At 33.3% G+C, this 25,801-nt stretch carries 16 protein-coding genes; 2 read left to right on the plus strand and 14 right to left on the minus strand.

The annotated features are described in order from the left end of the window. Positions 1 to 383: 383 nt before the first annotated feature. The 8 genes from BXU01_RS23600 to BXU01_RS03605 form a co-directional block, all read right to left on the minus strand. Positions 384 to 527 (minus strand): hypothetical protein, encoded by a 144-nt coding sequence (locus tag BXU01_RS23600; RefSeq protein ID WP_165689754.1) that lies wholly within the window; start codon positions 525 to 527, stop codon positions 384 to 386. Positions 528 to 577: 50 nt separating this feature from the next. Next, positions 578 to 1,162: an RNA polymerase sigma factor gene (locus BXU01_RS03575; protein ID WP_083691722.1), complete on the minus strand. Its 585-nt coding sequence runs from the start codon at positions 1,160 to 1,162 to the stop codon at positions 578 to 580. 326 nt (positions 1,163 to 1,488) lie between these two features. Beyond that, positions 1,489 to 2,247 carry a family 16 glycosylhydrolase gene (locus BXU01_RS03580; RefSeq protein WP_083691723.1) on the minus strand — a complete coding sequence of 253 codons (759 nt, stop codon included), beginning with the start codon at positions 2,245 to 2,247 and terminating at the stop codon, positions 1,489 to 1,491. An 81-nt stretch (positions 2,248 to 2,328) separates the two neighbouring features. Continuing rightward, entirely contained in the window at positions 2,329 to 3,987 is a 1,659-nt protein-coding gene (locus BXU01_RS03585) for a family 16 glycosylhydrolase (protein ID WP_083691876.1), read from the minus strand. Positions 3,988 to 4,042: 55 nt separating this feature from the next. Further along, on the minus strand, positions 4,043 to 5,647 hold the full coding sequence (locus BXU01_RS03590; RefSeq protein WP_206196598.1) for a hypothetical protein: 1,605 nt from the start codon (positions 5,645 to 5,647) through the stop codon (positions 4,043 to 4,045). Positions 5,648 to 5,659: 12 nt separating this feature from the next. Further along, the gene (locus tag BXU01_RS03595) at positions 5,660 to 7,138 is read right to left on the minus strand and encodes a RagB/SusD family nutrient uptake outer membrane protein (RefSeq protein WP_083691724.1); all 1,479 of its coding nucleotides are present in this window, start codon (positions 7,136 to 7,138) and stop codon (positions 5,660 to 5,662) included. Between the two features lie 11 nt (positions 7,139 to 7,149). Continuing rightward, on the minus strand, positions 7,150 to 10,218 hold the full coding sequence (locus BXU01_RS03600; RefSeq protein WP_083691725.1) for a TonB-dependent receptor: 3,069 nt from the start codon (positions 10,216 to 10,218) through the stop codon (positions 7,150 to 7,152). 241 nt (positions 10,219 to 10,459) lie between these two features. Continuing rightward, positions 10,460 to 13,261, minus strand: a complete 2,802-nt coding sequence (locus BXU01_RS03605) for a triple tyrosine motif-containing protein (protein ID WP_083691726.1) — start codon at positions 13,259 to 13,261, stop codon at positions 10,460 to 10,462. A 331-nt stretch (positions 13,262 to 13,592) separates the two neighbouring features. Between BXU01_RS03605 and uvrA the strand changes: the two genes are divergently transcribed. Continuing rightward, a complete protein-coding gene (gene uvrA / locus BXU01_RS03610) occupies positions 13,593 to 16,388 on the plus strand; it encodes an excinuclease ABC subunit UvrA (protein WP_083691727.1) in 2,796 nt (931 codons plus the stop codon). A 133-nt stretch (positions 16,389 to 16,521) separates the two neighbouring features. Here uvrA and BXU01_RS03615 read toward each other — a convergent pair whose 3' ends face one another. The 6 genes from BXU01_RS03615 to BXU01_RS03645 all read right to left on the minus strand — a co-directional run bounded on the left by BXU01_RS03615 (position 16,522) and on the right by BXU01_RS03645 (position 24,733). After that, positions 16,522 to 16,821, minus strand: coding sequence for a hypothetical protein (locus BXU01_RS03615; protein ID WP_055098602.1), 300 nt, complete (start codon positions 16,819 to 16,821; stop codon positions 16,522 to 16,524). Between the two features lie 237 nt (positions 16,822 to 17,058). Continuing rightward, positions 17,059 to 18,711 carry a mechanosensitive ion channel family protein gene (locus BXU01_RS03620; RefSeq protein WP_083691728.1) on the minus strand — a complete coding sequence of 551 codons (1,653 nt, stop codon included), beginning with the start codon at positions 18,709 to 18,711 and terminating at the stop codon, positions 17,059 to 17,061. Positions 18,712 to 18,806: 95 nt separating this feature from the next. Beyond that, positions 18,807 to 20,276: an oligosaccharide flippase family protein gene (locus tag BXU01_RS03625; protein WP_083691729.1), complete on the minus strand. Its 1,470-nt coding sequence runs from the start codon at positions 20,274 to 20,276 to the stop codon at positions 18,807 to 18,809. A gap of 45 nt (positions 20,277 to 20,321) precedes the next feature. Then, positions 20,322 to 21,611 (minus strand): glycosyltransferase family 4 protein, encoded by a 1,290-nt coding sequence (locus tag BXU01_RS03630; protein ID WP_083691730.1) that lies wholly within the window; start codon positions 21,609 to 21,611, stop codon positions 20,322 to 20,324. A gap of 312 nt (positions 21,612 to 21,923) precedes the next feature. Next, positions 21,924 to 24,362, minus strand: a complete 2,439-nt coding sequence (locus BXU01_RS03640) for a YfhO family protein (RefSeq protein ID WP_083691732.1) — start codon at positions 24,360 to 24,362, stop codon at positions 21,924 to 21,926. 50 nt (positions 24,363 to 24,412) lie between these two features. After that, on the minus strand, positions 24,413 to 24,733 hold the full coding sequence (locus BXU01_RS03645) for a DUF4834 family protein (protein ID WP_083691733.1): 321 nt from the start codon (positions 24,731 to 24,733) through the stop codon (positions 24,413 to 24,415). Positions 24,734 to 24,822: 89 nt separating this feature from the next. Here BXU01_RS03645 and BXU01_RS03650 point away from each other — a divergent pair, with 89 nt between their 5' ends. Continuing rightward, positions 24,823 to 25,800, plus strand: coding sequence for a transporter (locus tag BXU01_RS03650; RefSeq protein WP_083691734.1), 978 nt, complete (start codon positions 24,823 to 24,825; stop codon positions 25,798 to 25,800). The last annotated feature ends 1 nt before the right edge of the window (position 25,801 follow it).

A 25,801-nucleotide genomic window follows, 5' to 3' on the forward strand; every position in this document is an offset into this window, starting at 1 on the left:
TATCTAGTTATTTGATTAAACATTATTTTTAATTACTTATTGAAAGGTTTTTAATACATAAATCTCCTCGTTTAATGAAATTCATTGAACAAATAATTAGTTTTTAACCAAAATAGAACTAATTATTGAATAAATAAACAAAAACAGATTAAAATATAAAATTTTAACAGGATGAGTATAAAAATTACTACTAAAACACCCATTTTAGTGGATAAAAATAAATCAATAATTACAAATTTTAAAGCGACTGGAAAAAAATATTTGAGATAATTACATAAAAAAACTCACTAGTTGTATTTGCATACAAATAGTGAGCTTTTTAAACCAAAACGACCATTTGGTTTTCTTTCGAAATAAACATCCGACAAATAATAGTGGGCTGTTTAATTAGCTATAATTTCAAAACTTTTATCTTCAATTTTCACAACTGTTAATGCTTGTGAATAATTAAGTAAAAAAGAAACAACTTCTTTTTTAGGTTTTAAATCTTTAGAAGCTAATGCTTTTTTAGAGTAAATTTTCGCCATACTATCAAAATGTTTTATAATAGTATAACGGGCAAATCTTCAAAATAGTATTAGTTGGTTAAAATAATTTGATGTTTATCAATTATTTTTCTTAAATTCATTAGAGCATAGCGCATTCTGCCTAATGCGGTATTGATACTTACACCGGTAAGTTCAGAAATTTCTTTAAAACTCATATCCTGATACATACGCATTACCAAAACCTCTTTTTGATCATCTGGAAGTTCTTCGATTATCTTTTTTAAATCGACTTCTACCTGATCAAAAATCATTTTATTTTCTATGGTCAGGGAATCATCAGACATGACAGAAAAAATCGAAAACTCCTCGGTTTCTCTGTACATTGGCATTTTTTTGGTTTTACGAAAGTGATCCACAATCAAGTTGTGGGAAATACGCATTACCCAAGGCAAGAATTTACCTTCTTCGTTATATGAATTACTTTTAAGTGTTTTGATTACTTTAATAAAAGTATCTTGAAAAATATCGTTTGAAATATCTCTATCAGCAATCTTAGAATATATAAATCCATATATCTTAGACTCGTGTCTCTTTATTAATGTTGCAAGTGCACCTTCGTTGCCTTCAACATAATTTTTCACTAATAGAGCGTCTGGAATATGCAGATCAGCCATAATACTACTTTTTTTAGTTCTGTTTTAAAATTGGAGTAATTTTATTAAAAAAGTAGTTTTATTGTATAGGCGTATCTTTATGAGTTATGTTAATAATGTGACCAAATTTAACAAATATTTCTTTTAAAAAGCAAATAAAAAGAACAATAATTAACAATAAATTGTTAATTATTGCAGAAGAAACTTAATTTTAGTCTCAAATTGCTTTAAAAACGGGCAAAACAAGAGTTGAATTTAACAAAAAAAATCAGATATAAATAGCTCATTACTAAACAATTAATAGATCTATATCTGATTTAAATATATTTTTTTTACGGTATTATTTTTTATTGATAAACACGTACATAATCGACATAAAACTTTTGAGGAAGTACTTTATCATCGACTTCAGGGCCTCCAAAATTTCCCCCTATGGCCAAATTTAGGATAATATAGAAGGGTTTATCAAAGGGCCAGGTGTCTTCGTTTTTAACCTCAGGATTAAAGGTATAAACCAATGTTTTGTCTACAAAAAAATTCATTTTTTCTTTGGTCCATTCAATCGCAAAAACATGATAGCCTTCTTCAATATCCGGAAATGCGGTTCTTTTTGTATTAATTGTATTTCCGTGACTGTCTTGTGTGTGCAAAGTGGTATAAACCATATGTGGATCTCTCCCAATGTATTCCAGAATATCAATTTCGCCTGTCTTAGGCCATTTTACTTCGTCAATATTGGCACCCAACATCCAGAATGCCGGCCATAAACCATGACCAACAGGCAATTTTGCTCTTGCTTCTATTCGTCCGTATTTAAATTCTTTTTTTCCTTTAGTGGTGATTTTTGTAGAGGTATATTTGTTTCCTTCTTTTCTGGCTTCGATAACTAAATTACCCTCTTTAATTTCATGGTTAGTTTTAGTATAAATCTGCCTTTCGTTATTTCCATAACCGCATAAATCAGGACAACCATCTCCAAGCTCAAAATTCCAGGCTTTTTCATTGATCTCTTTTTTATTGAAATCTTCTTCCCAAACAAGTTTTCGTTTTATTTCCTGTGCATAACAAAAACCGGAGATCATTATAAGTACAATTATTTTTTTCATTGTCTCTTTTTAAAATTACAAAAAATAAGAAGGCCAGCCTTGACTGACCTTCACATTCATTCTTACTAATTAATTTATAATCTATTGATATACTCTTACGTAATCAATCTCCATCGAAGATTGTGTAAAAGCAGGATCAATATTACCGCCCAGATTACCTCCCATTGCCACATTTAGAATTAAGAAAAAGTCGCTGTTAAAAGGTAAAGAACCCTCATTGGGAACTGAGTGAATTAACTGGTCATCTACAAAAGTTTGTACGGATGCCGGACTCCAAACTGTTTTATAAACATGAAATTCTGTTGAAACATTTGGTATTGTCTTAGAACCTGAAACACCACTTCCGCCTGAATGACCCGGATAATGCAGTGTACTCAAAATAACATTTTGATTGTTACCTACATGTTCCATAATATCAATTTCGCCACATGCCGGCCAGGGTTTAGTAGCATAATTTTGTCCAAGCATCCAGATTGCCGGCCATGTTCCTGCACCAATTGGAAGTTTAGCCTTAATCTCGATTTTACCATAGGTAAAACTAAATTTGCCATCTGTTTTTAATCGGGACGAAGAATAATCTGCTCCTCCTGAAGCTTCTTTTTTAGCTGTAATTTTCAGACTTCCGCCTTGTACGATTACGTTTGTCGCTGAGTTGGTATAATTTTGTTTTTCATTATTACCCCAGCCATTATCTCCTTTACCTAAATCATAATTCCATTTTGTGGCATCAGGAGCTCCGTCTGTATTAAACTCATCTGACCAAACCAGCTTTTTATAATCTGCCGCTGGCGCCTGAGTAGGCTTTGTAGTCGTAAATATGTGATACCATGCTAATGCCGGGTTACCGCCCATAACAGCTCTAACAACCATTCTGTTTGCCGTAAGAGATAATATTTCATAGGAACTCTGACCTATATAATAGCCCATAAATCCATTATCAGAAAAATTCATGGTCGTTCCTCTACTCTGTTTCGCATGATCCGGATTACCCATTACAACAGATTCTGAAGGACTTAATAATACTGTTTTTTTACTTCCTGTATTGTACGTTAAACATGCATCATCCGGTGAACTGCCTCCTGCAACGCTTGCAAAAGAAGCATTAAAGAATGTTGATCCGCCATTATCTAATTCATATTTTAATTGTCCTGCTTCAAGAGAGAAAGTCAGAACATTGTTGTATAAACAGCTGCTTGCAGGTGATGCTGCTTTCTCAAAAGCACCAGCTGAATAGTAATTTGGAAAATAATTTTTAGTGGCATCGCCGTCATTCTGACCCACACCCAAATGTCCTGGTTCAGAAGCTGACCAATACCATTTTTTAGAAGTTCCGTCTGTTAAGAAATTAACTGCTTCATCATCACTAAAATTACTTAATACTGTAACGTCAACAGTGGTATTAGTAGCTACACCACCTCTTCCTGAAGCTATTACGGTTACTGTATAGGTATTTAAGCCTGTTTTGGTAAAACGTTTTGTAAAAACCCCGCTTGGAGCATTTTCTGTGGTACCGTCGCTAAAAGCATATTTATACGAAATGGTATTATCACCTGTTGCGGTAAATTTTACCATTCCTGATCCGTCTCCGTTAGGAGCAGCAGTAGTTTTACCAACAATTTCAGCGGTAACTTTTATATTTGCCGGGGCTGATAAATCTCCAAAGGAATGATCATCATTTTGACAGCTTATTGCCAGTAAAAATGCAAAAAGCAGTACGAAATATTTATTGTATTTTTTCATTTTGTTCTTTTTTATAAAATGTAAATTCATTTTAATCTATTGACAGTTTCAATTTCTATTTATGAAAATAAACGTTGTCAATATATATAGTATGCGATCCGCTTGGATTTCCTGAGAAAATAAGTTGTGCAATATGTCCACGAGTTGTTAATCCGGTAAATTCAGTTAAGGGTATATCAAGACTAACCCAGGTTCCTTTTGTGGGAGCGGTAAATTTAACTTCATGTTCTTTATCGTCTCCGCCTCCATTATAAACGCCATTTGGTCCAAAATCTACTAATTTTATTCTGAATTCAGTAAAATCAGCTGACCAAACGTCTACGTGAAAATGTGTCATGGCAGATGCATCAATTGTTGCTGTTGGTTCGATACCCACGAAGTTTAAATCTGAGTATTTTTTTACTGCATTTCCTGCCACAGCAGTTTCTTCTAGTGTTGCTGCAGACCAATCTGTACGCCAGGTAGCTACAGGCACGTTTGTATAAGCATCGCTAAACATAGAAATAACATCTGTTGCTGCTTTAGTTGGTGTTGGTGCTGCGGTACTTAATGCTTCTCCATTTTTATAAAAATAAATATTATCTATAAATATGTTTTTACCTGCCGGAGTTCCAACCAATTTCAATTGAAAAATATCTGCTACTGTAAATCCATCCTGACTTGTAAATGCAGAAATCGGAATATCAATACTGGTCCATTGGTTTGCTATCAAGTCTTTTGAAACGGCTCTTTCTCCATTTATTTTCGTACTACTGATTAAGAAGATATCTAATTTTGGCAAATCTGCTGTCCACACATCAAGGTGAATGTAATCCATAGCGGTAACATTTGCCGTTACGCCATCTGCAAAGGCAATTCCTTCATAATTCAAGTTTGTATAATTCAGCATTTTGTCGCCATTAAGATCAAACTCTGAATATCCTGTTGATTGTCCCCAATTCGGGAAAAAGACTGTTCCTGCAAGATTGGTATATTTTGAACTGTAAACCGAAATAACATTTCCTGCCGGTCTGTTAGGAGGCGTTGGAGCCGAAGCTGTTGGGTTAAGCACTAATTTTGCGGTAACCTGTTCTGTGTATTCTGTTGTTTTTATAGCAGCACTTTTAGAAACTACACGCACCGTATAAACTCCAGCTTCTTTATAAGTATAAGAAACTGATTCGCCATCGTTTACAGAAACAGGTTCCGGTTTTCCTGCTTCACCAAAATAAACATCGTAAAACAAAGCAAAATCTGCCGTTGCTTTTACCGTTATTTTTTTAGAAATGGTAATATCATTTGTAATCACAACTTTTAAATTTTCCGGTGCCCTGAACGAAACGACAACTTCTTTTGTTATTTCGGTTGTTTTTCCGGTAATTCCCATTGCGGTAATTTTAGACTTGTAAACTCCTTCTTTATAAGTATGTGTTACATTAGCACCTGTCGAAAAATAACTAGATTCAGGGGTTCCGTCTCCATAATTGACTTTGAATTGCGTAACACCCTCTCCTGTAGGTATAAATGTAACTTTACCTGAATTATCCTGGGTTACAGTGGTCAGTGCAGCTATATTTGCCGGTTCGCTCAAACCATCCAAATTAACGTTGCTGTCATCGCTTGAACACCCCATAAATAGGGTTAAAACGAAAAGACTTATAATAAAATGTATTTTTTTCATGATCGTATTTTTTTAATATCCAGGGTTTTGTTGCCAGTTTCCGTTTGCAAATTGAATCTCTTCAATTGGTAATGGAAATAATTCGTTTTTATTTGCCTTAAATCCCGGAATTTTTCCAGCTGCTTTTCCAGTTCTTACTAAATCGAAGAAACGATGTCCTTCTCCAAAAAGTTCGACTCTTCTTTCGGCTAAAATAAAGTCAGTCAAAGCGGCTCCCGTAACTGATATGTCGTGGTTATTATCTCCAAAAGCACGTCTTCTTACCTGATTCAGGTATGTTTTTGCTTTTGTATCATCTATAGCTCCGCGGTTGTAAGCTTCTGCTGCCATCAATAACACATCAGCATAACGTATCGCTCTGTAATTATTAGGATTTGTCAGGTTTAAATCTCCCTGAGCTTCAGCACTTCTTTTTCTTGGCAGGTATTTTCTATTAAAGTAACCGGTATCTTCATTCCCTTTTCCATAACTTACTCCGGCGTTTGAAGCTGCCCACGCTGCGATATCAAGTATAGCAACATCTTTACGCTTATCTCCTGTTTCAAAAGCATCAGCACTTTCTTTGGTTGGAATATTAAAACTAAATCCGGAAGAAAAAAGTGGTCCTGTATAATTTCTGATTCCGCTAAAACCAACAGCTACGTTCCCTTCGCTACATTGCAAACAGGTAAAACCAGCTCCTTCAACATCTGTATATTGTACTTCAAAAACAGATTCCGGTCCGTTTTCTCCAGCCATTTCAAACATGGCATCATAATCTGATTGTAATGTATATTTTCCGGAATTTATTACTGCATCAAATGCAGATGCTGCTTGTACAAATTTACCTTCATACAGATATGCTTTGCCTAGTAAGGCCTGAGCAGCTCCTTTTGTAACTCTTCCTTTTTGAGATGCTGTTGGAGATAAATTAGCCGACGCAAAAATCAAATCAGCTTCGATAGAAGCATAAACTTCCTGAACTGATGAACGCGGTACTGTTTTTTCGTCTCCAACTTTAAATCTTGCATCTCCTTTCATCGGGATTCCACCAAACCATTTCACTAACTCAAATTGGTAATATGCTCTTAGAAAACGTGTTTCTGCAAGTAGTTGGGTCTTTCCTTCAAAATCTGTTTTATCCTTAAATTCAAGAATATAATTGGCTCTTTGTACTCCTGCAAACATCCAGTTCCAGATATCTCTTAAATTACTGTTTACCGGTGTATGAATCATATCGTCTACTTGTTGCCAGCCAATTACGTCTGTAGGGCTTTCTCCTCCAGCCAATGTATTATCTGAGGCAATTTCGCCTAATAAAGCATTTGCATAAGTAGATTGCAGCAAATCATAAGCGGCAACTAATGCCTCATCATAATCTGATTTTGAATTAAAATAGTTTTCAGAATCTATCGAATATTCTGGTTTTGGGCTCACAAAGTCATCTGAACAAGAAATTATTGTCGAGAAGAGTGCCAGCATTATAATGGTTGTAAATAAATATTTTTTCATTTTAATAGCAATTAAAAATTAATGTTTAAACCTAACAGATAGGTTCTTGGCACAGGATAAAAACCGTAATCAATTCCGGCACCAATTGGCGATTGAGAAACCCCATCCTGATTTGTTGGTCCAAATGAAGCGCCCGGGTCAAAACCTTTGTATTTGGTAAAAGTGTATAGATTATTTACTCCGGTATAAAGTCTTAGTTTTGTAATTCCGGCTTTTTGAGTCACTTTAGGATTAATGGTATATCCTAATTGTATGTTCTGAATTCTAAAGTACGATGCATCTTCAACATAATAATCTGACAAAACATTATTTGCTGTTGCTCCGGTAGTTACTCTTGGTACAGAGTTACTTGTTCCTTCTCCTGTCCATCTGTCTAAAACATAATCAAGGCGGTTGGCATCAGAAAGTACTCTTTCGTAATTACGCACCATATCATTGCCTATCGATGCAAATGTATATACAGCAAAATCAAGGTTTTTATAATTTAATTGCAAATTGAATCCCATTGTAGCATCGGCAATCGGGTCACCAATATTTGTTCTGTCTTTGGTATCAATTACGCCATCGCCGTTTACATCTACATAACGAATATCTCCCGGCGAAGCATTTGCACCTAAAGCTAATTGCGAAGGATGTGCATTCACTTCTGCCTGATTCTGGAAAATTCCGTCTGTTTTGTATCCATAGAAATATCCAATTGGTTTTCCGGCTTCCATACGCGCTGCTGCAGGCTGTCCTACCCCAAAAGAACCCTGTTCTATAAATCCGGTTCCGTTATTCACTTCCAATACTTCATTTTTAAGGAAGGTCACGTTATAACCAACAGTAAATGAAAATGAATCTGATAATTTCTCTTTATAATCTATAGCAAATTCTAATCCTGAATTTCTAACCGTACCTGCGTTCATTGTTGGAGCACTCGCACCCGGAGCACCAATTCCTACAATTCCTGAAACCGGAATATTTGGTATCAATAAATCTTTTCTGGTATCGATAAAATAATCAGCAACTACAGAAACTTTATCATTGAAAAGTCTTAAATCTAAACCAACGTCAAACTTTTTAGCTTCTTCCCATTTCAAATCCGGATTGGGTATTTGTCCTGTTGCAGCTCCGTTTACTAAAATACCGTCAAACACATAAGTTGCTTCACCATTTAGAATACTCAAAAATCCATTATTTGGGATTTGATCATTTCCTAAAGTTCCGTAACTCGCTCTGAATTTTAAAAAGTTAACTGTTTTTGATGTTCCAAAGAAACCTTCATCAGATACTACCCATCCTGCTGTAAAAGATGGAAAATATCCCACTTTAAAGCCCGGACCAAATTTTGTCGAAGAATCACGTCTGATCATTGCTGAAAAAAGATATTTTCCTTTATAATCGTATTGTGCTCTTCCAAAATAAGAAATTCTTCTTTGATCATACACATAACCTCCCGTATTTAAAGCACTTGGCAATCCTTTTGTTAAAGAAATATCTGCAAATTCCCATGAATTATTTGGTACATCATAACCTGTTGCAACAGCTGAATTTCCCCATTGTTTATAAATGGTGTTTCCTAATGTTGCTGTAATATTATGATTTTCTGCAATTTTTGTATTATAAGTTCCGTAAATATCAAATGAATAATCGTTATCGTTTACTGTTCTTTGGGTTACTGAACTTCTTTGTACATCAAACACTTTTCCTCCGTAACTTATCTGCGGGCCAAATATTTTACTTTCGCTGTTTGCTGTATTAAAACCTATTGAACTTGATAATGTAAATCCTTTGAAAATTTTATAGTCTAAACCAAAATTTCCGTTTAGCTTTTTATAATTATAGTCATTATAAGTATTGTCAATTTGTGCCAGCGGATTTATAATTTCTGTTCCCAATCCTGTTGTACTTGGTACAAGAGTAAAATTGCCATTTGCATCATGCGTATTAAAAGTTGCCGGTACATTTAAGGCATTAAACAATACAGATCCTAATCCGTTTTCGTTAATTGTTTTTCTGTCAAAATACGTATAGATTACATTTGTTTTCAGTTTGAATTTATCGCTTAAATCAGCTCCTAATCCTATTCTGGCAGTATTTCTTAAGTAACCGGATTTGTCACCGCCTACAATACCTTCCTGATCCAGATGAGAACCACTGATAGAATATGTAATTTTATCAGATCCTCCAGAAATTGTCAAATCACTGTTTAATAAAGGTACGCCTGTACCTAAAACTTCTTTTTGCCAGTCTGTTCCTTTTCCTAAACCGCTTACATTTGGGTAAGGAAGTGCTTTGCCTCCATTAGCATAACTTTCATTTAGTAATAAAGCATATTCAGTAGCGTTTAGAATTGGTAATTTTCTTGAAGCTTCCTGAAATCCGGTATAACTATTAAAGGAGATTTTTGTTTTTGAATTTTTCTTCCCCATTTTGGTCGTAATCAGGATGATTCCGTTTGCTCCAATAGTTCCATAAATTGCTGCTTGCGCATCTTTTAAAACCGTTACGGTTTCTATATCATTAGGGTTTAAAACATTTAAATCCCCAACATAACCATCAATAATAGTTGTTGGACCATTTTGTCCGTTTGTAGCAATACCACGAATACGAACATCTATAGGTGCGCCCGGAGCTCCGGATTGTGTTGTAACATTTACGCCCGAAATGGTTCCTTGTAATGCCTGTTCTATTCTTGACGGTTTAAGAATATCAAGCGTTTTACTGTCAAGTACAGAAACTGCTCCTGTAACTTCTCTTTTCTTCTGGCTACCATAACCAATGACAACAACTTCATCCAGCGATCTTGTGTCATCACCCATTCTTACGGTGACTTTGGTTCCGGAAACTACAACTTCCTGTGTTTTTAAACCAATGAAACTAAAAACAAGCGTAGTTCCTTTTGGGATTCCTAATAGTTTAAAAGATCCGTCGAAATCTGTTGAGGTTGCTTGCGACGAATTTTTAACTTTTACATTAACACCAGGCAGTGAAATTCCTGATGTGGCATCAAGTACTGTTCCGGTCACATCAAAAGACTGCGAAAACGCATACGATGTAAACAGCATTAATACGGTTAATAATAATTTGGATTTCATAATTAGTTAGTTTTTATTGAAAGATAAATTTATCTTATCCGTTTAGGAAAACGATAAATTTAACCTCAACAAAAAACATACATCATAAAAAAAACCTATATAAATTTAATATATCTTAAAATAGACCCTTATTTGACTATAAAATCAGAATATTAATTTCTTTAACATAAAACCTCCGAAATCACAACAAATCGTTAATGTTGTGGTAATGTATAGTTTTTTAAAGGCATTTTTTGATGTACTATACAGCCAGGATATATTCGACTAAACCGATTTCGTGCTGTAAATCCATTTTTTTACGCAAACGATATCTTTTTATCTCTACGCTTCGAACTGAGATATTAAATAAAGGAGCAATCTCTTTTGAAGAAAGATTCAATCGCAAATAAGCGCAAAGACGTAAATCGTTTGGCGTAAGTAACGGATGAAGCTGTTTTATTCTTTTAAGAAAGTCTTTGTCTGCATTGTCAAAAGCTGCTTTAAAAACATTCCAGGAATCTTCTTCCGTAATGTTTTTATTTATAGTGCTTATAACAGATTTTATATTAGTGCTGTCATTTTGATTGGTCTTTTTTAAATCTTCTTTTATAAAAGCCAAAAGCTCATTTTTGCTGTTTAAACTCATTGTAGAAACTGCGAGTTCGCGATTTTTATTATCTACATCCTGAGAAAGCTGTTCGTTACGAAGTTTCATAAGTTGCTGCTCGTTCTCCAGTTCCTTAATCTCGAGCAAAAGATTATTTTCTTCTATTAATTTCTCTTTTTGCTTGTGGTAATAATTGAGATAGGCTTTATTTACAAAATAGACGAGAACCAACATTAAAAGAAAATAAATAAACCACGCCAGATTGGTTAAATACCACGGCTTTAATACAACAAAGGTGTAAGTTGCTGTATTTTGTAAAATTGTATTGGCGTATTTTGCCCTTACTTTAAAGGTGTATTTTCCGGGCGAAAGGTTTTTAAAATTAACGGTTGCCTTTGTACTCCATTCGCTCCAATCGTTTTGGAAACCTTCTAATAAATACTGATATTCTGAATTGATATATTTATTGTATTCCGGAACGGTATAGTTTAAGGTAATATTATTTTCTGATGATTTAAATTCTCCTTCGTTCTGAATTGCAACATTCTTCAGGGTTTCATTTTGTTTGTTTATGGTAATATCCGAAATAAAAACCGTGTAGTTCTTAAAACTTAAATCGTCAATATTCAACGTATAATAACCATCTGTGGTTCCTATTAAATAAGTAGATTTTGAAATTTGAGTAATATTCTCGAAACCTAACATCGAATTGGTCAAAGAGGACGGAATAGGGATTACATTTTGTTTTAACTGATTGCTTAATTTACTCGCAGAGAAATAGTGAATGTAATTTTTAGAAAATAACCAGATTTTATTCGAGTTATCAACGATTAATTTACCTGATGTATATTCATCTTTTTCAAAAATAGAGCTCAATAAAGCATCTTTTTCAAAAATTTTGGTGTTTTGGTTTAATTTAAAAATCCCTCCTTTATAAGCATAATAAATTTGATTATTGAATTTGGTTAAACTAGCATTTTTTCCTTTTTGAGGAGATTTATAAGTGTAGAATCCTTTTGTCTTTGATAAAGTTTTGTCTAATTTCAGCCTGAAAATCCCTTTATATTCATGGCTTACATAAACATCAAGATTATTTGTGATTTCAAAATATCGGGACGAATAATCAAAACCCTGAATTTTATTTTTGAAACCCCATTGATTGTTTACTTTTTCTAAAACCGAAATTCCGTAATAATTTCCCTGAAGCAATTGATTTCCAGCATTGGGAACTGCTTCGAATTTCCAGGTTCCGGAGGCTGAGAATATGTTTCGTGCCGACTCATTATTGATGATAAAAGTTCCGGAGTCATGGCCGCAAAAAAGCGTGTTATCATATACAAAAAGCGACCAAACCTGCCCTTTTGTGCCGTTTATAAATTTAAACTCTGCATTACTTTGCATTTTTTTACAAAACAGGCCCTGATTTGTTCCCACATATAACAAACCATTAAAAGTTGCCGAGGCATAAACAGTCCCTAAAACTCCTGTATCATCTGTAAAGCTATGCACAGGCGAATTGATATTAATACAATTGATTCCGTTATCAAGACCTGCCCATAAATTCTGGTCTTTATCTTCAAAAAGCGACAAAGCTGTATTATTGCTTAATCCTTTATTTTGAGAAATATGGTACTTTAATTTTCCTTTATCCGATAAAACAAAAATTCCGTTCGAAACTGTTCCCAAAGCAAAACTTCCGTCCTGCAAAAGCTGGCTGCTGTAAACAAAACTCGATTTTAACTCATCATCAACATCTGTAGCAAAACGCGTGAGATTAGTACCGGACAACTTATATATTCCGTCTAATTGTGTCTGGACCAGCAAACCGTCTTCTGTACTAAAGACATTTGCAATCGTAAACTTTTTAAGAACAGGATTATCAGAAACCAACTTGGCTTTACCGCTTTCGATTTCAAAAAGTCCGCCTTTTATCGTCTGAAAATAGATCGCATTTTTATGTGCGAAAGATTTAACAACACCATTTTTAGGCGCAATGATTTTAAATTTTCCCGTTTTGGTATCATAAATATAAATTCGGTTCAGGGATTGAAATAAAATCCATTGGTCGTATTTCAGAATGTTCCAAAATTGTTCATCGTCCAAAATTTTATCCTTAATGGTGTCACTTAGAGAAGTATATTTTAATTTACCATTTGCCTGTCTGGTCCAGAAACCAAAATTCATATAACAGCCTGTATAAATTTTATTACCAATTACTTTTACAGATCGCATAATAGTTTCATTAGGCGTAGGATATAATTGCCAGCTTGTACCATTATATTCTAAGAGACCATCATTATTTGCAAAATATAAATAATTCTGATCGTCCTGAGAGATCATCCAACTCTGATTTCCGGCACCATAAACAACAGATGAATATTTGACAATTGGCGGAAACTCCTGTGAAAAAAGGAGGAAACTTATCAAAGAAAGCAGTAAGGAAAATTTAGTTTTCAAATTGAGCCGTGATATTAATTTAATGTAAAAACAGTCCTAAAATAGTGTTTTTTCTGCCACAGATTAAAATGATTTTTTTTCGCCACGAATTTCACGAATTTCCTTTATTTTTTTTGTCGATTATTTCGTCAAATTAATTTGTGCTAATTCGTAAAATTCGTGGCAAAAAAGATTTGAAGAATGAATCCTTTTAATGTGTGAAATCTGTGGCAAAAAAGAACTGGAGCAAATTTGAGTAATCTGTAACATGGAAATTAGTTAAAATTTGGAACAATCTCGTTAACAAAATTCAGTTCAAAATTGATTACTTTTGTAAAAATTGACTTTTTTTATGAAAATTGATCTTTCTACACTAGACCCAAAACATAATATTATAATTAAAGGAGCGCAGGTACATAATTTAAAAAATGTAGATGTCGCTATTCCCAGAAATAAACTTGTTGTTATCACAGGTCTTTCAGGATCAGGTAAATCCAGTTTAGCTTTCGATACTTTGTATGCCGAAGGACAACGTCGTTATGTAGAGAGTTTATCCTCATATGCACGTCAGTTTTTAGGGCGTTTAGACAAGCCAAAAGTCGAATACATTAAGGGTATTGCTCCGGCAATTGCTATTGAGCAAAAAGTAAATACTACAAATGCGCGTTCGACGGTAGGAACTTCGACTGAAATATACGATTATGTAAAACTTTTGTTCGCCAGGATTGGTCGTACTTATTCGCCAATTTCCGGACAAGAAGTTAAAAAAAATACGGTTACAGATGTTGTTGCTGATGTAAAAAATCTGGAATTAGACAGTAAATGGATGCTTCTTGCCCCTATTCATCTCGAAGAAGGCAGAAAACTTGAAGATAAACTGAAGGTGCTTTTGCAACAAGGTTTTGCCCGTATATTAGTCGAAAACGAAATGGTTCGTTTAGATGAATTTACCCCAACAGAAATTCATAAATTAGATAATAAAGATATCTTACTGATCATTGACAGGATTGTTGTCAAGGACGAAGAAGAATTTTATAATCGTCTGGCTGATGCTGTACAAACAGCCTTTTTTGAAGGAAAAGGAATTTGTTATCTACAGGAACTAAACTCAGATAAAAGATTTACTTATTCGAATAATTTTGAACTTGACGGTATTACATTTCTGGAACCTAATGTTCATTTATTCAGTTTTAATAATCCTTACGGAGCTTGTCCGGTTTGCGAAGGATACGGAAATATTATTGGTATTGATGCTGATTTAGTAGTTCCCAATACTTCTTTATCTGTTTTCGAAAATGCTATTTATCCTTGGAGAGGTGACAGTATGAGCTGGTATAAGGATGAATTGATAAAACATGCTTATAAATTTGATTTCCCAATTCACAAACCTTATTTCGAACTTACAGAAGATCAAAAAGACTTAATCTGGAAAGGAAATAACTATTTTCAAGGTCTGAATGGTTTCTTTAAAGAACTGGAAGAAAAAAATTATAAGATTCAGAATCGTGTAATGTTATCTCGTTACCGCGGAAAAACTAAATGTCATGCGTGTCGCGGAAAACGTTTACGTGAAGAAGCTTCGTATGTAAAAATCAATGGTAAAACCGTTTCTGATTTAGTTGATTTGCCTATAAAACATTTGGTTACTTTTTTCAAAAATATTGATCTTAATGTTTACGAACAGCAGATTGCAAAACGTTTGATGGTCGAAATCAACAATCGTTTGTCGTTTTTGACAGAAGTTGGTTTGGATTATCTTACCCTTAACAGAAATTCGGCTACGCTGTCAGGAGGAGAATCACAGCGTATTAATCTTGCCACTTCATTAGGAAGCAGCTTAGTAGGATCAATGTATATTCTTGATGAACCAAGTATAGGTTTACACCCCAAAGATTCTGAACGGCTTATAAAAGTATTGCTTTCGCTTCGTGATTTAGGAAATACAGTTATCGTAGTTGAACATGATGAGGATATTATGAAAGCTGCAGACATGATTATTGATATTGGTCCTGAAGCAGGAACTTTTGGCGGACATTTGGTTGCACAGGGAACTTATGATGAAATTCTAAAATCAGATTCATTAACCGCTAAGTACCTAAATGGGGATTTAGAAATTACGGTTCCTAAAAAGAGACGAAAATTCAAGAATCATATTGATATTATTGGTGCCAGAGAAAACAATCTAAAAAATATTAATGTTACTTTTCCGCTTGATGTGTTAACTGTCATTACAGGAGTTTCAGGAAGTGGAAAAAGTACACTGATCAAAAAGATTTTATTTCCTGCCATGCAGAAAAAATTGGAAAACGCAGCCGAAAAAGCGGGTCAGTTTAGCGAAATAAAAGGATCTTTCTCTCAAATAAAACATATTGAATATGTGGACCAAAATCCTATAGGAAGAAGTTCAAGATCTAATCCTGTAACTTATATTAAGGCTTATGATGAAATTCGTGAATTATATGCCAAAGAAAAATTATCAAAAATAAGAGGTTATCAGGCAAAACATTTTTCTTTTAACGTAGATGGCGGCCGATGTGAAACCTGTAAAGGAGAAGGTTCTATAAACGTCGAAATGGTCTTTATGGCAGATGTATCGTTACCATGTGAAACTTGTGGCGGAAAAAGATTTAAAAAAGAGGTTTTGGAAATCAATTTCGACGATAAAAACATCAACGATATACTAACCATGACGATCGATGATGCTATTGCCTTTTTCGATAAAAACAAACAAGCAAAAATTACACAAAAACTGCAGCCGCTTCAGGATGTTGGTTTAGGATATGTACAATTAGGGCAATCTTCTTCTACTCTTTCCGGTGGAGAAGCACAACGTATTAAGCTAGCTTCATTTTTAGTAAAAGGCGCTACAAAAGACAAAGCTTTATTTGTATTTGATGAACCTACAACTGGTTTGCATTTTCATGATATCAAAAAATTACTGGCTTCTTTTGATGCATTAATAGAAAAAGGACATTCGATAATTGTAATCGAACATAATCTTGATCTTATCAAATGTGCCGACTGGATTATTGATCTGGGCCCTGAAGGAGGAGAAAATGGCGGACATTTATTAGCTGTGGGAACTCCTGAAGAGGTAGCAAAAGAGAAAAAATCTGTTACAGGAATTTATTTAAAAGATAAATTGTAAAAAAAGGATATTGAGGCACTGAGTTGCTGAGGTTCTAAGTTTTAATAAAATATAAATTAAAAAAAATGCAAATTCCAATGATTTCATTATCATTTTGGAATTTGGATTTTTTAAATTTTGAGATTTAAATTTCTTACGCGACTAAACATCTTTCTTCAAAAGGCAAACCATCTTCATCAATTGCAACTAGTACTTTTTTTTGTCTTGAGGCTTCGATTGTTAGATAAAGCCATGCAAATGACCACAGACCTAATGTTAAACAAAAAATGATAAAATTCAAACCATGATTGACCACTTTTCCGCCTTTAGACAGGACCGCGAAAAGGAATTCATCATTTCTTTCTTCTAATGTAAATCCATTGTGAACTTTGTTTGATATCATATTAGAAAATACTTGTAAGCTCTGTTCCTGACTCAGTCCATTCTTTTTCATAATCATTCATTAAAATTAATCAAAATACTACTACAATTATTTTACAAATTTATATTTCGTAAAAAGTATTACTATCTTAAGAACAGCAAAATGTCTGATTTTATTATCTTATCTAAGATATTTTTTCTCTTAAAAACCAAAGTGTTGCCAAATTCTCAGTTAAAGTTAATTTTTATAAAATTAACTTCAAAACAATTCACTGTTAATTTTTAAGATTAATAGCACATTATCAAAAGATTATCCTTTTTTATTGATATTAAAAGAAGGAGCTTCATAATCGTTTTTTAAATAATTTTCAGGAATTGTAGTTGTATTTCCATCACGTAATGCGTTATAATGCGGCGACATGATTTCGATTCCGGCAGCATTAAATGAATCCTGAATATTTTGATGTAAAGAAGAATAAATCAATGGCTGCTTTGTAGGATGTTTGGTATATACATTAATTTGATAGGAAACATAAAAATCATCCAGACTGGTTTGCAAAACAAATGGTGACGGAGTTGGCTCTGTCATTTCTGTTTTTAGCGCCGCATCTATCAAGGCTTTATGAATTTCTTTCCATGGTACATCGTAACCAATTGTAACGGTCGTATGAATTAATAAACCATTATTAACCTGTTTTGTATTTGAAGAGTAATTTGTTGAAGTGCTCGATAAAACAGTGGCATTGGGTATTGTTATATCTTCAAATTTTGGTGTTCTGATTCGGGTAACCAAAGCTGTTTTTTCGATAACTTCCCCACTTACGTCTCCTATTTTTATAAAATCCCCAATCTTAAACGGACGCATGTATGTAATTACTAATCCGGCAACCATGTTCGCAATAGCATTTGATGAACCTAATGAAAACAGGATTCCAACGAATACAGAAACTCCTTTGAAAATTGGCGAATCTGAGCCGGGCAAATAAGGAAATATGATTACTAACATAAATGCCAGCAATAAAAAACGGATAATATTGAATGTTGGCATTGCCCAATCATTGTAAAAACCATCAATCTTTATATTTTCTTTTTTAATTTCATCAAAAAAGAACTTTATAATCTTTATCGTGTATTTAAAAATGAAGATGATAACGATAATGGTGACCAAACTAGGCAAGAAATCTATAAATCCCATGATGGCCAATTTTGCAGGAGCAAGGATCCATCGCAATAATGTTGTTGTATATGCCTCTGTAGCCGGAAAAATACTGAACAACAATGGCAGCGAAAGATAAACTATCAAAATCAAAGTGATACCTTTTATAAAGCTGTACAATCGCATCAATAAGGATTGCTGCTTTTGTGGAGAAAGGATATTAATATTGTTATAGTTGAAACCTTTAAAATATTTATCGCTGTTTTTTAAAATGTGTAACCGAATCCTGTTAAAGATTTTACCAACAAAATATAAGATCAATCCAATAATTAAAATCAATAAAGCTGTATATCCAAGCCTTTTAGGAAGCATTGAATAGTTCTGATTTTGATAAATAATTGCTTTCTTAATTAGGTTTAAATTTCGTCTGGCGATAAAATCAGCTGTTTTATTTTCTGCTTTTGCATCAATATCCAGAATAGACATAATTACGAAATCATTCTTGTACACGATATCCTGAGAAATATCTGAAGGAACAATTGCGATAGAATCTTTTTCAAAAAAGGAATCTTCGTAGAGCTTTCTAATTTTTTCGGTAATGGCTTTTGCCCTGCTCTCTGCCGAGAAAGAACCTACTTTATTATACACATAAAAAAGTGTATCCTTAAAAGGGCTTACAGGATATCGTTTTGGTTTTAATTGAGCAACAACTGTCTTTGATTTTTGCAGACTCTCTTTTTGAGCAAACACAGTTGACGAAAACAAAACAATGAAAAACGTTAAAAAACAAATTAATATCTTTTTCATATTCTGTTAGCTATAAGTGGTTTATCCTACTAACAAATATAAAAACAAAATAGATTCAAATTTAAATTACTTTAGGTTTTCTCAATAAAATCGTACTAAATTTTTATACCTACTTTTCTTAAAAGCATATCGATTACCTTATTAATATCCGGAGAAATATTAAACTTGTAATTTAAATAGATATAGACAATCGTAACCAGAATAGATTTTAAGGCAATACCAATTAAGGGATAAAAGGGAAATTCCCAAAAATAAAACATTAAAAACAGAACTGTCGTAACACCCAAAGAATATAAATTTTGTATTGTAAACGGATACAAATCAAGTTTTTTTACTACAAAAAGCAGTTTCGCCAAACTATAGAAAGTAATCGATAATAGTGTAGCAAATGCAGAACCCATAATACCAAAATGTGGTATGAAAATTATATTTAACACAAATGTCAAAACAACTAATCCTAATCCTAAAAATAAAACTGTGCGATAATATTTTGTATTAAAAATGATCGCATTGTTATTTCCTAAAATCAAATCAAAATATTTTGATAAACCAATCATAAAAACAACCGGAATACCTCCTCTGTAATCTTTAGGAACTATTTCGTAAAGCTGATCAATATTGACGAAAATACACAACATTACAAAACCACCTACAATTTGAAGATTTATTGATGTTTTTTTGTATAAAATATTCAATTCATCATGTTTGTTTTCGTGCATTAATTTCGCCGTAATCGGATACACGATTTGATGCATTGCACGACTTGGAACTGAAATAACCAAAGCAATATAGGTTGCCACGGAATAGTAGGCAATATTCTCAATTTCCATATATTGATTCAGTATCAATTTATCGCCATCCAAAAGTAAATTGGCAACGCTTCCAGACAGAATAATAAAGAAAGTATATTCCATAACACTCTTTACATTCTCAGGTATTGTAATCTGAAAATTAGGTTTCTTGATATAAAAGGCATAAAACATGGTAACCAAAAATGCTACAAAATAAATTCCTGCCGTAAAATAAACAAACTGAATAAGGGTCATCCATTTAAAATACAAACCTACCAAAGCGATAGTAGAAACCAATCTTAGTCCCACCTCTTTTATAAAATTTCCAAAAACAGAATGCATATGAACTCTTGCCCAAGCGTAGAAAATCTCAAAATACGCCATGCAAATTCCCACAAACGGAATTAAGAACATAAACTCTTTTACAACGGGGTTTTTCTTCGTTACAAATGCAGTTATATCATCAAAGAAAAAGATTCCAATAATACCTAACGGAATACACATCAGGATAGGAAATAATGCAGTAAAGGATAAAAATTGCTCTCTTTCTTCTTCGGTTTTATATTGGGAATAAAATTTGACCAGTGTATTTTGCATTCCTATAGCAAAGAGGGGCATAATAACATTTGCAGCAGAAAGAATGTAATTTGTTAATGCATAATACGTTGCACCCAGGTAAATTGGATACAAATAAAGTGTATTAATGGCTCCAATAGCGAAACCAATATAAGTTATAATTGTATTTTTGAAAGACTGATTTAAAACAATACCCATGTTTGGATTTTAGATTTTAGATTATGATTTTAGATTATTGCAATCTTATGATTCACTAATCAATTGCGCCAATTGCTTAGTTAGGCTTTTTCTTGAATATTGTTGTAAACCAACGCCATGAGATTGTAATTTGCCTTCCAGAAATTGATTATAAAAGTCCAAAATTACACTTTTTAGCTTCGCTTTTTCAGAATAATCAAAAAATACTCCTGTATTAGTTTCTGTTACAATATCTGCAAAATCAGATCCATCCGGACCAATAGCAATTATTGGTCTGTTAGAGACCATATATTCGAACAATTTACCGGGAATAATACTTTTAGTATCTTCAGAATTTATCTCTATCAGAAGTAAAACCTGAGATTTTTTTTGATGTGCAATTGCTTCGTGATGCGAAACATATCCAAGGAGGTTTAAGTAATCCTTTAAATCAAATGCTGTAATAGAGTCTAAAACTTCCTGACTTACTGCTCCTATGAGTTTAATTTCCAGATGCGATTTAAAATCAGGAATTTCCTGAAGCAACTCTACCAGACATTCCCATAAAAAATTAGGATTTCTATCGGATAAAAAAGATCCGATATGGGCGAGCGTAAATTTAGTATCCAGAGTTTGTTTTTCTACATTTTCGATATCATAACCATTGGTAATTACCGAAATTGGCTTATTTGTAATTGCCTGAAATTCTACTTTAGTAGTTTTACTCGTTACAATAATAGTATCTGCAGTATTTAATACTTTATGCTCTAAACTTTTATGCTTTTTTGCAGCATAACCGGATAAACGTAATGCTTTATGATATCCTATTGTGGTCCAGGGATCGCGGAAATCAGCAAACCATTTTACGTCTAGCTTCTCTTTTAGCTCTAAACCTATTAAATGCAAACTATGTGGCGGCCCTGAAGTGACAATAGTATCAATATTGTTTTCCTTAATATATTTTTGAAGATAAGATACAGATGGTTTTACCCAAAAAACACGGGCATCAGGAATAAAAAGATTTCCGCGGACCCATAAAAAAGTTTTATCTAAAAAAGTCTGTTTTTTCTTGTGAGGAAAAATTCCGGAACTGATTTTCTTAGTTTTATTTTTCGAAAAGATGGATGCTAATTGATACGGTTCCCAAATTTTATTTTTAAGAACAATAACCTTATCAGAAATTTGATTTACCAATCCTTCATCAATAATGGGATAAGTTGGATTTTCCGGAACATAAACAATCGGCTGAACACCAAATTCAGGCAAATACTTTACAAATTTTAACCAGCGTTGCACACCAGGTCCTCCAGCAGGTGGAAAATAATAAGTAATGATTAAGAGTTTCTTTGGTTCCAAGGAAAAATTGTTAATAGTTTAAAAGTGCAAATTTAGAAGTTATTTTAAAGCAAATTTCTCATATCCTTTAAATAAAATATAGAACAAGAGAAAACAATTTAAGACTTGCCAAAAATTTAAAAAAATCCATACAATTTTAAATTTGGTTTCCATACTTGACAAACTAAAATATTTGCCTTGGCTTTCCTCATAAAAATCATCATATCCCATCAAATAAACTCCACAGAAAATATATACCGCTAAGTCTAAGAAAATAACAACAATAATTTTAATAAATTTCGAAAACATTCTTAAAACTGAGACTGAGACTGATTATCGCGACTGTTCACCAGACTTCTTTCTTTCAAAATAAATCCCACCAATCAAAAGGAATAACATACCTATTGAACTGGCCAAAGTTATAGTGCTTCCGGTTTTTACCACCTGAGGTTCAAATTTAAATTCGATAATATGTGCTCCTCCCGGAACTTCCATTGCTCTTAAAACATAATCAACCGGGAAATGGTTCGTTAATTTACCATCAACATAAGCATTCCAGCCATTTTTATAATAGATCTCAGAGAAAACAGCTAAACCGTCTTTCTTATTATCCGTTTTGTACTTGATATAATTTGGCTTGTATTGCACCACTTTTATAGTTCCGGTTGTATCCCATTGTTTTTTTAAACGGGCACTTTTAAATTTTCCTTCATGCTCGCGAACATTGAAAACGGCCACTTTTTTAGTATCGATATGATCTAAAGCTTTCATGACATCGTCTGGTTTATTAACCAATGTTACGGTACTTACAAACCAGGCATTTCCGTTTGTATTCGGGTTTACGGTTGGGAATTCTTTTCCTTCTTTATCCGTTTGAATGATGTATTTTACATTTAACATATCCAGAACTTCCATATTATTTTTTGCAATTTGGTAGTCAAATAACTGTTGCATTCTTCTAGGTTTTGCTGCATGATATCCGCCAAGCGAATGGTGAAAATAAGATGCACGCGCACTGGACATATTTCCGCTTACTTCAAAAACCCTGTAATGAGTTGTATCTTTTAATATCTGCGCATCAGATGGTGTTTCCTGAAACGGAGATGCAATTTGTACCGGACTCACAAAATCTTTAGCCGAAACATATTTCTTATCCACAAAAAATAAATCGAAAATCATTAAAATCCCAACGATAATCAAAGTGGTATTTTGAGCTAGTTTATTTTTAATAAATAACCATAATATTCCAAAAGTCAATACAATAAAGAAACCCGAACGCAACAAATCTGCAGAATATAAAGTCATTCTGTCTTCTTTTAATGCATCAACAAAAGCTGGTCCGTAGCTGTCTAAAAAATAGTTATCACTGCTTCCTGTAAAATGGAACATACTTTTAGCAAATACCAAAATTATAATAACTCCTATACCAAAAACTCCTGTTTGTATTAATGCTTTCTGTTGTAATTTTGGTTCATCCTTTGCTTTAAAGAAAGATTGTAATCCCATTATAGCCAAAACAGGAAAACACAATTCAAGAATAACCTGAATAGATGAAACTGCTCTGAACTTATCATACATAGGTACATAATCAATAAAGAAATCTGTTAATAACGAAAAGTTTTTTCCCCATGAAAGCACTAACGCTACTAATGCACCTGAAAGGAATACATATTTTATTTTTCTATCATCTATAAACAATGCTAAAACTCCTAAAAAGAAAACGACAACTCCAATATATGCAGGAGCGGCAACAATAGGCTGATCTCCCCAATAGGTTGGCATTCCGGATACAAAATCCTGTGCTTGCTCTGATGGCACTCCCTGTTCAAGCATAAATGCATACATACGGCTATCAGTTCCAACATTCTCATGATTGGAACCTCCAAAAAGCCTTGGAGCAATTAAGTTAAAACTTTCAGGAATTCCGTAACTGTATTCTGTAATATACTCACGGCTTAAAGCATTTTCATTTACCTTTTTAGATCCGTCAGGATTAAAAGTCAGCTCACTATTGCTACGTGTACTAAATTTAGCATACTCACTGGTCGCCATTAAATTAGTAGCATTGGCACCAATAGCAAAAATTCCGGCTACTGCCAAAACTCCAATAGCGGTTAACAGTGGTTTGTATTGTTTATCTTTAATAAAATTAAAAGCAAAATAACCCGAAAGTATCAATAAGAATATCAATAAATAATAGGTCATTTGAAAGTGGTTCGCATTAATCTCTAACGCAACCGCAAACATGGTGAGCAAACCTCCCCAAATATATTTTTTTTGAAAAACCAGTATAAAACCGGCAATAACAAGTGGCATATAAGCAATTGCATGTGCTTTTGCATTATGGCCAACACCAAGTATAATAATTAAATAGGTAGAGAAACCAAAGGCAATTGCACCAATAAATGCTTTTAAAGGATCCGTTTTTAAAACTAATAATAATCCGTAGAAACCTAAGAAATATAAAAACAGGTAATCTGCCGGACGCGGTAAAAAACGCAAAGCATCGTCTATTTTACCTATATAATCGTTAGGATAATTTGCCCCTAATTGATAGGTTGGCATACCACCAAATGCAGAATTTGTCCAATATGGCTCAGAATGTTCTGTAGCTCTAAAATCATTCTGTTCTTTTGCCATTCCGGTATATTGAGCAATATCCGACTGGAAAATTTGTTTTCCTTGTAATACAGGATAAAAATAAATTAAAGAAACGAGAATAAAGCCCAATATAACAAGGGCGTGCGGATAGAACTTATTTACTATTTTCAATTTAGGCTGGTTTGGTTAAATGATGAATCCTGTAACTCTAGGTCACAAACTTAATCTATTTCTTCGTAATCAACATAATCGCCGACTTTTTTGGTTTCGCGGGGATTTTTTGCATTAGCGGTATTTATAATGATTTCATCATTATTTGTACGCGTTTTTTGCCATGTATTATCCTGAGTATATTGTTGTTGTCTCTGAAAATTCTCACCAGCTTTCTCAACGGCTTTTTTTACTAATACCGGTAAAAAGATTTTGGCTAAAAATTTAAAAATATAATAAAACGCAATAATCCACATTATCGTTTTAAACAAATTTGTAAAAGATGCTTCTTGCATGATCATATAATTTTTTTCCAAAATTAATAAATCCATTGTTTAAAATTAAAATATCAATCTTAAATAAATAATAAAATATAGTACATTTGAAATGCGTTATTACTTTTTAATCAAAAAAAACATTTATGTTAAAAAATAAAAACTTTTTTATTACAGCTCTTTGTTTAGTTCCTCAATTTTTTTTCGCACAGTATACTGATGTAATCAACTCCAATCGTCCAGGCGAGACAATGTCTGCGTATGCAGTTGGTAAATCAGTTATTCAGGCAGAGCTTGGTGTTTACGGTATAAAAGAAAAACACGATTTATTAGATTATGACGGAAGTGGTTTTGGTACTGATTTAACCTTACGTTATGGTGCATTTCTAGAAAAACTGGAGTTTGTGCTTGATTTGCAATACCAAATGGAAAATTTCGACACTCCATATACAAGTTACAAAAAGAACAACTTTAGACAGACAGTTCTTGGAGCTAAATATCTGATCTACGATCCTTATAAAAACTACAAAAAAGAAGCTAATATTTACAGCTATAAAGCCAATCATAGTTTTAACTGGCATGAATTAATTCCTGCCGTATCCGTTTTTGCCGGAGCAAATTTTGTTGGTGCTGATAATCCATACTCATTCTCTCCTGAATCCAGTATATCTCCTAAAGTAATGTTGATTACACAAAATCTTTTTGGAGGCGGGAAATGGGTTTTTGTAACCAACATTATTGCCGATTATATCACAACAGATTACCCTAGTTATGGTTATGTTTTAACTTTAACACACGGATTTAATGATAAATGGTCTGGCTTTGTTGAAAATCAAGGCTACAAAAGTGATTTTTACAGTGATGCCATTGTTCGTGGCGGAGCTGCTTATTTAATTAATCCTAATCTTCAGGTTGATGCCTCATTAAGTACCAACTTTAAAAATACACCTTCTATATTTTATGGAGGAGTTGGAGTTTCATGGCGTTATGACGCAAGTTATAAAGAGAAACAAATGGAATTTAAAGGTAAGGAAAAAGCAAAAAAGAATAAAGATAATCAGATGGAACAAAGAGAAATCGATTATCAGGAAAAAGAACGAAAACGTAAATCTAAATACGAATAAT

Origin of the sequence: [Flexibacter] sp. ATCC 35103, assembly GCF_001975985.1 — a bacterium.
Taxonomy (GTDB): domain Bacteria; phylum Bacteroidota; class Bacteroidia; order Flavobacteriales; family Flavobacteriaceae; genus Flavobacterium.